We start from the raw sequence: 11,656 nt of genomic DNA, 5'->3' as shown, positions 1-11,656 counted from the left end.
ACGATGACCGCTCAGGAACCCCTGCCGCTCATTCCGGACCAACGGCGCGAACAACTCCTGCGGCATCTGCGCAAGGAAGGGGTGCTGAGCGTTCAGCAGATCACCCAGCTCTGCGGTGTCTCCCACATGACGGTCCGCCGGGACATCGCCGAACTGGAGCGCCGGGGTCTAGTCTTCTCGGTTCCCGGCGGAGTCAGGATCGCCAGCCACGTCAACACCGAGCCCAGCTTCCAGGACAAGTCGCTCGTCGAGCAGCCCGAGAAGCAGGCCATGGCCGCGCAGGCCGCCGGTCTCGTCCAGGAAGGGATGACCGTCTATCTGGACGCGGGCACCACGCTTCTCGCGATGGTTCCGGCACTGGCCCGGCTGGATTCCCTGACGGTGGTGACCAACGACTTCACCACCGCCGACCAGCTCATGAGCGCGCCGCACCTCGACATCGTGCACATCGGCGGCCGGATCGACGTGGCCAACCGCTCCAGCGTGGGCCGCCTCGCCGCGGCGACGCTGCGTCAACTCGCCCTGGACTTCGCGTTCATCAGCACCAGTTCCTGGGACCTGCTGCGCGGGGTGACGACACCGTCGGAGCCGAAGGTCGAGGTCAAACAGGCGGCCATGGAATCCGCGGGGAGTTCGGTCCTTGTCGCGGGCTCGTCCAAGTTCGGCACCTTCGGCAAGTACCGCGTCGCGCCGCTGACGGCGTTCGACACGGTGATCACTGACACCGCGCTGGCCGATGCCGCCGCGGAGGGAGTCCGCGCGAGCGGGGCCGAACTGCGTATGGCGAAGCCGTGAGGGGACTGGGCCGACGGCGCGGGTAGCGGCCGCGCGCTCCGCCTCGACCGGACGCGGGCTCTCGCCCTGGTGCGCGACGTCCGGGGGCGTCGGTTCGCACCAGGGCGGGCCTTCTCGCTACTTGTAGTGGACGTCCAGGGCGTGGCCACGGCCTTCGGCGTAGCACTCGGCCCCGTTGATCTTCCCTGCGCGGGTGAGCTCGTTGGCCTTGTCCTGGCACTCGCCATCGGTGGAGTACACGCCGTACCGCTCCCAGCCCGGGGCGATGTCGGCGGCGTGGGCCGCACCGGCCCCGGCCATGGCCAGAGTGGTCGCGGCGAACAGCGTGTACGCGATCTTGCGGAGCTTCATATGGCTCTTTTCCTCGGAGTTCGGCTTCGCCGGCGCAACGATGATCCGCGCACCGGGGCCCTTCAGTTGATCAAGACGATCATCCGTTCGGGTGCGGTTCCATGGGGTGCCGCCGAATTCGGTCCGATCCGCATGCTCGGCATTCCTCGCGGTCCTGTTACAGCAGCCCGCTCAGCGGCAAGACGCGCTCGGTGAGCTGCCCGCGCAGCCGTCCCTCAGCGGTGTCGGCTTCGGTGAGCCAGCCGGCGGCGACCAGCAGTTCGGCGTGCTCGCCGACCTGTTCGGGGGGCAGGGCGCAGAAAGCGGCGACCTGGTCCAAGGGCAGCCCGCCGCCGTCCTCGGGGCGTCCGAGTCTGCCGTCGGGGCGGGCGTGAGCGGCGGTGTGCAGGGCCAGGAGCCGGGTGGTCGCGGTGGCCTTCTTCTTACGGAGCTTCCGGTCACCCACGATCTTCTGGGCCCAGCCGGAGATCCTTGAGCGATTGCTCTTGCCGAAAGTGAAGGGGCGGGGCTGATCGGGCAGCAGTGTGGGGACGGTGAACGAGGTGGGGTCCTCGGGCCGGGATGCCAGCAAGTCGGTGACGGTGCCGGGTCCGGGCAGATGGAGCCATTCCGATACGACCAGCTGCTCAAGGACGCGTTCGGCATCGTCCTGGAGCCAGCCGGTCAGGTCCTGGCCGGTGACGTTCCCGGTGCCGGCGCGGGCGGCCCGCAGGGTGAGCATGAGCACCCCGAGACGCACCTCGGCCTCGGGGTGCGGGGCATGGGCGGCGACATGGTCAAGGACGGTGCGGGCGTGCACGCCCTGGCCCCGGGTCAGCAGCCGTTCCACCACCGGCCCGTCGGCGCCGTCCATGTCGCCGACCAACTGGCCGTTGCGGTTGGCGTGCATCTCCCGGGTGGTCTGCGCGGCCGTCTCGGCGCGCTGTGCCTCATGACGCAGCGCGTCGTCGCCGCTCACGTCGGCCCACAGGCGGAAGGCGCGTGCCTTGCGTTCGTGGAGTTCGGCGAGAAGGACGAGGTCGGGCTCGGGGCGCTGCTGGTAGGCGCGGAACGCGTCCCCGAGCTCGATGAGCTCCAGACGCAGGACATCGGGCTCGAGGTCGTACGGCACGGTCCGCTGCGCGATCTTCCCCCACCGCTTCGTCCGCCGGGGCACTGCCCCTGGTGAGGCGGCGCGTGCGCGAGGGACCGACGCCGGTGCGGCGGCCGGCGAAGTTCCGGCGGCAGGGGAGAGGGGAGCGTGATCGGAGAACACCGCCGCGACACTGTCCTCGACCGTGCCGCCCGCTCCCGCGGACCCGGCATCCGGTGTCCCCGCGGCCCGGTCCGGCCCGGCCGTGGCGGTGGGCGCCGGGGGCGGCGCGGTGTCGAGGACCCGGCAGTTGGGGGTGGCGGCCGCGCAGCGCGCGCACATCTCCGCGATCCGCCACAGCCGTCCGGCGCGGTCGGCGTACACGGTCAGGACCACCGGGCCCCCGCACCGCACCGCGTCCGGCTGCCGCGACCCGCCCCGGCGGTTGGTTTCGGGATCGGGGGTGTGCCACGCGCAGTCGGCGGCGCGACAGGCGCACCACGCCTCGCCGCGCGGCCCGCCGCCCGCGCGGATGTGGGCCAGGTGCGTGTTGACGTGGCCGATCGCGGCCTTGCGCCCCGCGGTGGTGCCGCCGGGGAAGCGCTGCTCGGTGCAGGCCTGGCGGGAGCAGGAGAGCCTGACCGCGCCGGCGGAAAGGCGCCCGTAGGGGTCAAGACGCACCGTCCACACCCGCCCCGCGACGCGCTCATCCTGCTGTCTGCCGACCTCCACCATGTACGTACCTCTCCGCGTTGAGTGATCCATTCCCAGGCGATCCCATCATCGGGGATACCGCCGCACAGTCTCCGCAGAACGGAACTTTCGGGTACCGAAGTGCTCCGCCGCTCTCAGTGGCATGCCGACCGTGGACCAGAACGTACCCGCACCAACTCCCTTGCCCAGGCACCGAGCTGTGGCCTGAGGTGCGTGGGAGTCGTGAAGAGTTTGCGCACGATTCTTGGGATTCGGTGACGGGAGAGGAAAACTCGGAGGGCTCACTCGGCGCTTTCGAACACGTCGGGCGCCGACCCATCCGATGGGAGACCGATCAACGATGTTCACTCTGGTACGGAGCAGAGTGCGGCTTGCCGCGCTCGCGCTCTCGGCCGTCGCGGCCCTCACCTTCGGCACGACCGCCACGACTGGCGCGGCAGCGGCCCCCGCTCCCGTCCCCGCCCCCGCTCCCACGAAACAGGGACCGACCTCGGTGGCGTACGTCGAGGTGAACAACAACAGCATGCGCAACGTCGGCAAGTACTCCCTCGCCAACGGCGGGGGCAACGCCTTCGACGTCGCTGTGATCTTCGCGGCGAACATCAACTACGACACGAGCAAGAAAGCGGCGTATCTGCACTTCAACGAGAACGTCCAGCGAGTCCTCGACAACGCCGCCACGGAGATACGGCCGTTGCAGCAGAAGGGCATCAAGGTCGTCCTCTCGGTGCTCGGCAACCACCAGGGTGCGGGCTTCGCGAACTTCCCGTCCCAGCAGGCGGCTTCGGCGTTCGCGAAACAGATGTCGGACACCGTCACCAAGTACGGTCTCGACGGCATCGACTTCGACGACGAGTACGCCGAGTACGGCAACAACGGCACCGGCCAGCCCAACGCCAGTTCGTTCGTGCACCTGGTGACGGCGCTGCGCGCGAACATGCCGAACAAGATCATCAGCCTCTACAACATCGGCCCGGCCGCGACGCGCCTCTCCTACGGCGGAGTCGACGTCTCGTCCAAGTTCGACTACGCCTGGAACCCGTACTACGGCAGTTGGCAGGTCCCCGGCATCGCACTGCCCAAGTCGAAGCTGTCGCCGGCGGCCGTCGAGATCGGCCGGACCTCGCAGAGTACGGTCACCAGCTTCGCCCGCCGCACCGTCAGCGAGGGGTACGGCGTCTATCTGACGTACAACCTCGACGGCGCCGACCGCAGCGCCGATGTCTCCGCGTTCACCAGGGAGCTGTACGGCAGTGACGCCGTCTACACGCCGTAAGGCGAGGGCACGTTCCAGTGCGCGGTGCTCCCTCTCCCTCGGAGCCCGTCGCATTCCGTAAGGCCTCGATCTGCGCGGGCCGCGTCTCCGACAACGATGTCGGAGGCGCGGTGCGGAGGCCCGGGGTGGAGGCCCGGGGTGGAGAGAGCCTGATCCTTCGGAACGGCCGCCGCCGACGTGGAGGCGGGGGAAACTTGCTGACGCAAGGGCGAGTTGAGGGGCCCCTCGGACAACCTTGAGGGCCGGACCTTGGGACAGGAGACACCGTTATGCGCATCCCCGGACCCGAGCGCCAGGAGGACGGCGGGCTGAGCGCCGTCGCGGCTGCGGGCGGACTGCACCGGTACCAGTTACGTCTGCACGAGGCGCACGGACCCGTCGTACGTTTCCAACTGCCGGGCGCGGACACGGTCGTGTCGGTCGCCGACCCCGTGCTCCTGGAGGCGACGGCGCACATCGACAAACGGCCCGAGGAGCTGTTCGCGTTCCTGGACCCGCTGTGCGAGGCGGGCAACCTGCAAGTGCTTCCCGCCGACGAGCACACACCCTGGCGCCGACTGCTGCTCTCGGTGCTCGCCGGGCGGCCGGCCCACGAGCGGCACTTCGCGCGCTTCACCGAACTGGCGGGAGAGCTCGCGGACCGCTGGGCCGGGCAGGACGACGGCGAACCCGTCGAGCTGCAAGGGGAGTTGACCGCGCTGTCGCTCCGTATGATCTGCGGGTTCGCGCTCGGCGGCGCGGAAACCGACACGGACCGTGTCGTCACCGCGTTCGAGGAGGTACTCACCGAGCACCTCGGGCGGCTCTACCAGGTGCCGCGGGCCGATCCGCGCTCGGCGGAGCGGGCCGAGGCGGCCCTCGCGTATCTGCGCGCGACGGTCGACAGCGTGGTGGCGGCGCACCGCTCGGGCGGCCGCACCGAAAGCAGCGACCTGATCGGGGCGCTCGTCGAGGCCGGTGAGAGCCCGGCGCGGATCCGGGACACCGTGATGGTGACGCTGCTCGCCGCTCACCACACCACCGGCGTCGCCGTCTCGTGGACGCTGCACCTGCTGGGCCGCCATCCCGATGTGGCTGAGCGCGTCGCCGCCGAACTCGACGAGGTGTTGGGCGAGCGCGCCACCCCCGACTACGGTGATCTGCGGCGGCTCACATATCTGGACATGGTGCTCAAGGAGTCGATGCGCCTGTTCCCGCCAGGCCCGTACGGTGCACGCGAGACGACCGAGGACCTGCTTCTCGGCCCGTACGAGATCCCGGCCGGGACGACGGTGTTCTATCCGTTCTGGGCGGTGCACCTGAACCCCGAGCACTGGCCCGAGCCGGAGCGGTTCGACCCCGAGCGGTTCACGCCGCAGGGGGTGGCCAAGCGGCCGCGGCTCGCGTACGTCCCCTTCGGGATCGGGCCACGGAGCTGCGAGGGCGCCGCGCTGGCCACGGTCGAGGCCCAGCTTGTCCTGGCCGTCCTCCTCAAACGCCTGCGCTTTCGGCCCGCGCTGGGGCACGAAGTGACGCCGGTGGAACGGTTCGTGCTGTGGGCGCAGGACGGGATCCGGATGAGGGTGCGGCCACGGGACCTCTAGCGCCTCTGGTGGCTCCTGGTCGAACAGGGTGTACCAGGGTGTACGCCCGTCTCAGGGGCGCGCGGGAAGCGTGATGCCGTAGGACCTCATCTTGCGGTAGATCGTCGTACGGGAGATACCGAGCCGCTGTGCCGCCAGCAATTTGTTGCCGTCCACCTCGAGGAGGGCCTGGACCAGGGTGTCGCGCTCGGACGCTTCCCAGGCGCTCAGAGGCCGGCTGCCTGCGCTGTGCAGGGACGGCGGCAGGTCGCGCAGCTCGATCCGGTAGGTGCGGCGGCCCGCGGCGGCCTCGCGCAGGGCGAAGTTCAGTTGGCGGATGTTGCCGGGCCAGTCGTGCCGGCGCAGCAGAGGCAGCACCTCCGGTGCGCACTCGACGTCCGCGCCGACGCGTCGCAGCAGACAGTCGACCAGGGCCGGGAGGTCCGTGAGGCGGTGCCGCAGGGCGGGAACCGCCGCCGCTTCGACGAAACAGTGCCTCAGGGGCTCCGGTACGCCTGGTGCGCGGTGGAGCGTGCCCACGATCCATGTGCCCTGTGCCGCCGCGGCGTCCAGTGCCCGGGCGACGGCGGGTCCCTGCTCGGGCACCACGGCGTCGACGTTCCGAAGGACCAGGGCGCGGCCCGGCCCTGTCGGCGCCCCGCGCAGCGCGGTCGGCAGGTCGGTCCCGTCGCCGCCCTGGTTGGCCGTGGCATCCACGACGACAGGAGCCGAAGCCGCCCCGGTAAGGGCGTGCGTGGCACTGATCAGCGCGGATTTTCCTGTTCCGCTCTCGCCGTGGAGCAGGAGCGGCGTCCGTTCGCGGGCACAGCGAGACACCGTACGGGAGACGGTGTTCCATGCCGGGTCCGTTCCGGCAAGGCCCGGCAGCGGCCATGGCCGGGCCGCGTCCCGCGCCTCCCGGGAGCGGGAGCCGTAGCCGTAGCCGAGTCCGGTACGGGGGTCGGCCTGGTCGGAGGAGGCTGAGGGGCGGTCCGCGAAGGCCAGCTCCAGCAGGTACCCGGCCGCGCCCGCGGAGCTGTCGACCTGGCGGCAGCGCATCAGGACGGTCTCCCCGCCGGACAACCGCACCTGCTTGCGGGTGCGCGGCGCGTGCCCCAGTCCGGCGGCGGCCTCGTGCAGCAGCCGGTGGTCGTCGCCGGTGAGCCGCGCGGAGGCGGCGGAGTTGGCGAGTACGAGATCCTGGCCGAGGCAGAGAACCGGCCGGTCACCGTAATGGTTCACCTGCTGGAACGCTTCAAGGAGGGCACGCTGGTGCGAGCTGCTGAACTCGTACATCACACGCTCGATGTCACCGGCGGCCTCCTGCACCAGGGCTGCCATGAGGGTGCGCGCCGGGCCGTTCCAGCAGGTCAGGTTCATGGCTCCTTCGACCCGCCCGGTGACCGAGTTACGGATCGGGGCGGCCGCGCAGGAGACGTTCTGCAGGCGTTCGTTGAAGTGCTCGGTGCCGAGGACCACGTTGGGTCGGCGTTCCTCGAGGGCGACCCCGATGCCGTTCGTGCCGACGAACTCTTCGGCGTAGTTGAAGCCGGGCGCAAGGTGGACCCGGTCCAGGTGCGCCGAGAGCCGCTTCTCCCCGACACGGCGGTCGCGTACCCATCCTTTTCGGTCCGTCACGATCACGCAGGCGTCCGAACCTGCCAGCGCCTGTTCCAGACGGTCCAGGACGGGCGTGGCGGCGCGGACCAACCGGCTCTCGCGGTCGTAGTCCGGCTGGTAGGGGACGACCACCTCGTCCGTGCCGACCCCCAGGCATTTGGAACGCTGCCAGGAGTTGCGGATGCCCTCGGGCACGATCGGCGCAGGCGGTTCGGTGTTCGTGAGGAACTGCAGGCGTGCTCGCGCGATGTTCTGGTCCCGCGCTGTGCGATCACTGAGCATGGCGCCTCCGATGAGCGTGTTTCCGCCATATTACGAACGCGTTTGCAGCTGTCAACGGGTGGTTCGCCACCGCTTCTTCCCGCGTTCGCCGCGCCTTGACCAGAGGGGCGGGCCGGGTGTGTTCCACATTGAAAAACTCGACGGCACTCCCCGCCCCCACGCTGATGGTCAGCACCGCACGAAGGGTGCGGCGGCTCATCGTCGAGCACAGGAGCACCTATGACTTCCACCGACAACGTGACCCGTACCGCGATCGTCACCGGCGCCGCGCGCGGCATCGGCCGCAGCATCGCGGAGCGGCTGGCCGGCGACGGACTGGACGTGGCGGTCGCCGACCTCCCCGGCATGAGCGAGGAGCTGAGCGAGGTCGCGGCCGGCATCGAGAAGACGGGCCGCCGGGCCCTCGCCGTGCACGCCGATGTGTCCAGCAAGGAGCAGACCGACGCGCTCGTCGAAGAGGTGGCGGACCGCTTCGGCAAGGTCGACGTCTATGTGGCCAACGCCGGTATCGCCAGGGTCACCCCGCTGCTCGACACCGGGCTCGACGAGTTCGAGCAGGTCATGGCCGTGAACCTGCGCGGCATCTTCCTCTCCTACCAGGCCGCGGCACGGCAGATGATCGCCCAGGGCAGCGGCGGCAAGATCATCGGTGCGGCCTCGATCGTCGCGTACCGCCCGTTCGCGCTGCTCGGCACCTACTCGGCGTCGAAGTGGGGCGTACGCGGTCTTACCCAGGCCGCGGCCATGGAGTGGGCGCAGCACGGCATCACCGTCAACGCGTACTGCCCGGGAATCGTCGGCACCGACATGTGGGACCTGATCGACGAGCGCCTCGCGGCGGCCGAGGGTCTGCAGAAGGGCCGGGCCATCAAGAAGTACGCGGAGGCGATCGCACTCGGCCGGGTCGAGGAGCCCTCGGATGTCGCGTCCTTCGTCTCGTATCTGGCCTCGCGGGACTCGGACTACATGACCGGCCAGTCCGTCATGATCGACGGCGGAATCCAGTTCTCCTGACGCGGGGCGTCGAGCTCCCGTTCGCTCCACCACCCATCGCGATCTGAGGAACTGAGGAGAGAGATGTATTCCAAGGACGGCGAGAACTACTTCATCGTGGACGCCCACGTCGCGCTCTGGGACGCGCGCCCCGAGAACCAACTCAACATCCACGGTAAGCAGTTCATCGACTGCTTCTACGACTACCACCGCAACCTGAGCCCGGAATCGGAACTGTGGCCGTACGAGGAGTACCTCTACTACGGCGGCGAGCGACTGCTGAAGGACCTCTTCGTCGAGGGCTACGTCGACCACGCCATCTTCCAGCCCGCGCGGCTCGGAGCGTTCTACCGCAACGGCTTCGGGCAGACCGAGGAGTCCTTCGCGCTCGCCCAGCGGCATCCCGACAAGCTCACGTACAACCACTCCTGGGACCCGCGCTACGAGCAGAAGGGACTCGACCAACTGAGGCGTGACGCGGAGCGGTTCCAGCTCAAGGGCGCGAAGCTGTACACCGCCGAATGGAAGGGCGACAGCCGCGGCTACAAGCTCGACGACCCGTGGACGTACCGCTATCTCGAAGCCTGTCAGGAACTCGGGATCAACAACATCCACATCCACAAGGGGCCGACGATCCGGCCGCTCGACCGGGACGCGTTCGATGTCGCGGACGTCGACAAGGCGGCCACGCGGTTCCCCGAGATGAACTTCGTCGTCGAGCACTGCGGCCTGCCCCGCCTCGAGGACTTCTGCTGGATCGCCACGCAGGAGCCCAACGTGCACGCGGGTCTCGCGGTCGCGATGCCCTTCATCCACAGCCGTCCGCGGTACTTCGCGCAGATCATCGGCGAGTTGCTCTACTGGCTGGACGAGGACCGCATCCAGTTCTCCAGCGACTACGCGCTGTGGACGCCCCGGTGGCTGATCGAGCGGTTCGTCGACTTCCAGATCCCCGAGGACATGACACCCGAGTACGCGCCGATCACCCTGGCGCAGAAGAAGAAGATCCTCGGGCTGAACGCGGCCGCCATGTACGACATCGAGGTCCCGGCCGGTCTGGGCGTCACCGAACCGGTGGTGGCCTGACATGCCCGCCGACACAGCCGACACGGCCGACACAGCCGACACGGCCGACACGGCCGACGCAGCCCACGCGGCCGATACACGGGAGCGGTCCGCTCGCGCCGCGCTTGACACGGTCTTCGACCCGGAGCTGGACGAACCGATCACCGACCTCGGGTTCGTACGTTCCGTGCTGGTGACCCCCGACGGCGCGCTCACCGTCCGTCTCAGGCTTCCCACCTCGTTCTGTTCGCCGAACTTCGCGTATCTGATGGCATCGGACTCCAAGGACGCGCTGACGGCGCTGCCCTGGACGCGGGATGTCGTGGTGCTGCTCGACGACCACCACGACTCGGACCTGATCAACCGCGGCCTCGCCGCGGACGCGGGCTACCGCGGCACGTTCGGCGCCGAGGCGGAGAAGGATCTCGAAGCGCTCCGGCTGACGTTCCGCCGCAAGGCCCATGCCGCGGCGATGGAGCGGGCGCTGGCGCTCGTCCTCCGCGGGAATCCGGACCTCACCGAGGAGGATCTCCACGACGTGGTCCTCGGTGACCTTCCCGACGCGGCCACGTCCGGTGCGCTGCTGCGGCGACGGGAGGCTCTGGGGCTCGGCGTGGCACCGTCCGACCCGGTCCTGGTGGACGAGGAAGGGCGGCGCTACCCGCCGGGTGAGATCCCGCTCCGGCTGCGGTTCGCCCGGGCGGTCCGGGTGTCGATCGACGGCAACGCGCACTTCTGCCGAGGCCTGCTCCGCACCCGGTATCCGCGGTCAGGGGCCGATCAGTCCCCGCGCGCGGAGGAGCCCGTACACGCGGAGGAGCCCATGCACACACGGGAGCCCAGGCACACGCGGGAGCTCCTCCACCTCACCACACCGCCGAAGGAGAACGTCTCGTGAAAGCAGTCCAGGTCGTCGGCTACGGCCAGAACCTCACCATGGCAGAGGTCCCGGCTCCCGAGGTCACCGGCCCGTTCGACGTGATCGTCAGGATCGGCGGTGCCGGCGTGTGCCGCACCGACATCCACATCCTTGAGGGCCAGTGGGCGCAGAAGTCCGGAGTGACACTGCCCTACACGATCGGGCACGAGAACGCCGGCTGGGTCCACGCGGTCGGCAGCGCCGTCACCAATGTCTCCGAGGGCGACAAGGTCATCGTGCACCCGCTGATCACCTGCGGACTGTGCCGGGCGTGCCGGGCAGGTGACGACGTGCACTGCGAGAACAACCTCTTCCCCGGCATCGACACGGCCGGCGGTTATGCCGAGTACCTGAAGACCTCCGCGCGCAGTGTCGTGCGGATCGACGACTCACTCGAACCGGCCGATGTCGCGGCTCTCGCCGACGCGGGCCTCACGGCGTACCACGCCGCGGCCAAGGCGGCCCGCAAGCTGCGGCCGGGGGGCCGCTGCGTGGTGATCGGCGCGGGCGGGCTCGGGCACATCGGCGTACAGGTCCTCAAGGCGATCACCGCCGCCGAGATCGTCGTCGTGGACCGCAATCCGGAGGCGGTGGCCCTGGCCGTCTCCATCGGGGCCGACCACGGCGTCGTCGCCGACGGCGGCCAGGTGGAACGGGTACGCGAACTGTCCGGTGGGCAAGGGGCGGAGGCGGTCATCGACTTCGTCGGTGAGGGCGGCTCCACCAAGGACGGCGTCGGCATGCTGCGGCAGGCGGGCGACTACCACGTGGTCGGCTACGGCGAGAACATCGACGTCCCGACCATCGACATCATCTCCGCCGAGATCAACTTCATCGGCAACCTCGTCGGCTCGTACAACGACCTGTGTGAGCTGATGGTCCTTGCCGCGCAGGGCCGCGTACGCCTGCACACCGCCAAGTATCCTCTCGACCGTTTCCAGGACGCCCTGGACGATCTCGAGAGCGGCCGGATCCGGGGCCGGGCGATCCTCACCCCGTGACCCGAA

At 69.6% G+C, this 11,656-nt stretch carries 10 protein-coding genes; 7 read left to right on the top strand and 3 right to left on the bottom strand.

Annotation, left to right across the window (positions count from 1 at the left end; genetic code table 11):
* The first annotated feature begins 3 nt into the window (after nt 1-3).
* The gene (locus ACZ5CR_RS40135) at nt 4-795 is read left to right on the top strand and encodes a DeoR/GlpR family DNA-binding transcription regulator (RefSeq protein ID WP_468867212.1); all 792 of its coding nucleotides are present in this window, start codon (nt 4-6) and stop codon (nt 793-795) included.
* A 117-nt stretch (nt 796-912) separates the two neighbouring features.
* Here ACZ5CR_RS40135 and ACZ5CR_RS40130 read toward each other — a convergent pair whose 3' ends face one another.
* On the bottom strand, nt 913-1,146 hold the full coding sequence (locus ACZ5CR_RS40130) for a hypothetical protein (protein WP_468867209.1): 234 nt from the start codon (nt 1,144-1,146) through the stop codon (nt 913-915).
* Between the two features lie 157 nt (nt 1,147-1,303).
* Nucleotides 1,304-2,953, bottom strand: coding sequence for a hypothetical protein (locus ACZ5CR_RS40125; RefSeq protein WP_468867207.1), 1,650 nt, complete (start codon nt 2,951-2,953; stop codon nt 1,304-1,306).
* Between the two features lie 319 nt (nt 2,954-3,272).
* Between ACZ5CR_RS40125 and ACZ5CR_RS40120 the strand changes: the two genes are divergently transcribed.
* Nucleotides 3,273-4,208, top strand: a complete 936-nt coding sequence (locus ACZ5CR_RS40120; protein ID WP_468867205.1) for an endo-beta-N-acetylglucosaminidase H — start codon at nt 3,273-3,275, stop codon at nt 4,206-4,208.
* Between the two features lie 269 nt (nt 4,209-4,477).
* Nucleotides 4,478-5,791, top strand: a complete 1,314-nt coding sequence (locus tag ACZ5CR_RS40115; protein ID WP_468867203.1) for a cytochrome P450 — start codon at nt 4,478-4,480, stop codon at nt 5,789-5,791.
* A gap of 51 nt (nt 5,792-5,842) precedes the next feature.
* On the opposite strand, the gene ACZ5CR_RS40110 is transcribed toward ACZ5CR_RS40115, so the two are convergent.
* Entirely contained in the window at nt 5,843-7,672 is a 1,830-nt protein-coding gene (locus ACZ5CR_RS40110; RefSeq protein ID WP_468867201.1) for a sigma-54-dependent Fis family transcriptional regulator, read from the bottom strand.
* A 219-nt stretch (nt 7,673-7,891) separates the two neighbouring features.
* Between ACZ5CR_RS40110 and ACZ5CR_RS40105 the strand changes: the two genes are divergently transcribed.
* From ACZ5CR_RS40105 to ACZ5CR_RS40090, 4 genes are all read left to right on the top strand, one after another.
* Nucleotides 7,892-8,686, top strand: coding sequence for an acetoin reductase (locus tag ACZ5CR_RS40105; RefSeq protein WP_468867199.1), 795 nt, complete (start codon nt 7,892-7,894; stop codon nt 8,684-8,686).
* Between the two features lie 63 nt (nt 8,687-8,749).
* Nucleotides 8,750-9,751, top strand: a complete 1,002-nt coding sequence (locus tag ACZ5CR_RS40100; protein WP_468867197.1) for an amidohydrolase family protein — start codon at nt 8,750-8,752, stop codon at nt 9,749-9,751.
* 1 nt (nt 9,752) lies between these two features.
* On the top strand, nt 9,753-10,628 hold the full coding sequence (locus tag ACZ5CR_RS40095; RefSeq protein ID WP_468867195.1) for a metal-sulfur cluster assembly factor: 876 nt from the start codon (nt 9,753-9,755) through the stop codon (nt 10,626-10,628).
* Nucleotides 10,625-11,650, top strand: a complete 1,026-nt coding sequence (locus ACZ5CR_RS40090) for an NAD(P)-dependent alcohol dehydrogenase (RefSeq protein WP_468867193.1) — start codon at nt 10,625-10,627, stop codon at nt 11,648-11,650. The genes ACZ5CR_RS40095 and ACZ5CR_RS40090 overlap by 4 nt, the downstream gene beginning before the upstream one ends.
* Nucleotides 11,651-11,656 lie beyond the last annotated feature (6 nt).

The sequence above is a fragment of the Streptomyces sp. NPDC031274 genome (genome assembly GCF_055570235.1).
This window is presented reverse-complemented; position numbering and strand designations above follow the sequence as displayed.

Excerpts from the sequence above, each read along its gene's own strand:
- ACZ5CR_RS40135 (WP_468867212.1), top strand. The coding sequence starts at position 4 with ATGACCGCTCAGGAACCCCTGCCGCTCATTCCGGACCAACGGCGCGAA.
- ACZ5CR_RS40130 (WP_468867209.1), bottom strand. The coding sequence starts at position 1,146 with ATGAAGCTCCGCAAGATCGCGTACACGCTGTTCGCCGCGACCACTCTG.
- ACZ5CR_RS40125 (WP_468867207.1), bottom strand. The coding sequence starts at position 2,953 with ATGGTGGAGGTCGGCAGACAGCAGGATGAGCGCGTCGCGGGGCGGGTG.
- ACZ5CR_RS40120 (WP_468867205.1), top strand. The coding sequence starts at position 3,273 with ATGTTCACTCTGGTACGGAGCAGAGTGCGGCTTGCCGCGCTCGCGCTC.
- ACZ5CR_RS40115 (WP_468867203.1), top strand. The coding sequence starts at position 4,478 with ATGCGCATCCCCGGACCCGAGCGCCAGGAGGACGGCGGGCTGAGCGCC.
- ACZ5CR_RS40110 (WP_468867201.1), bottom strand. The coding sequence starts at position 7,672 with ATGCTCAGTGATCGCACAGCGCGGGACCAGAACATCGCGCGAGCACGC.
- ACZ5CR_RS40105 (WP_468867199.1), top strand. The coding sequence starts at position 7,892 with ATGACTTCCACCGACAACGTGACCCGTACCGCGATCGTCACCGGCGCC.
- ACZ5CR_RS40100 (WP_468867197.1), top strand. The coding sequence starts at position 8,750 with ATGTATTCCAAGGACGGCGAGAACTACTTCATCGTGGACGCCCACGTC.
- ACZ5CR_RS40095 (WP_468867195.1), top strand. The coding sequence starts at position 9,753 with ATGCCCGCCGACACAGCCGACACGGCCGACACAGCCGACACGGCCGAC.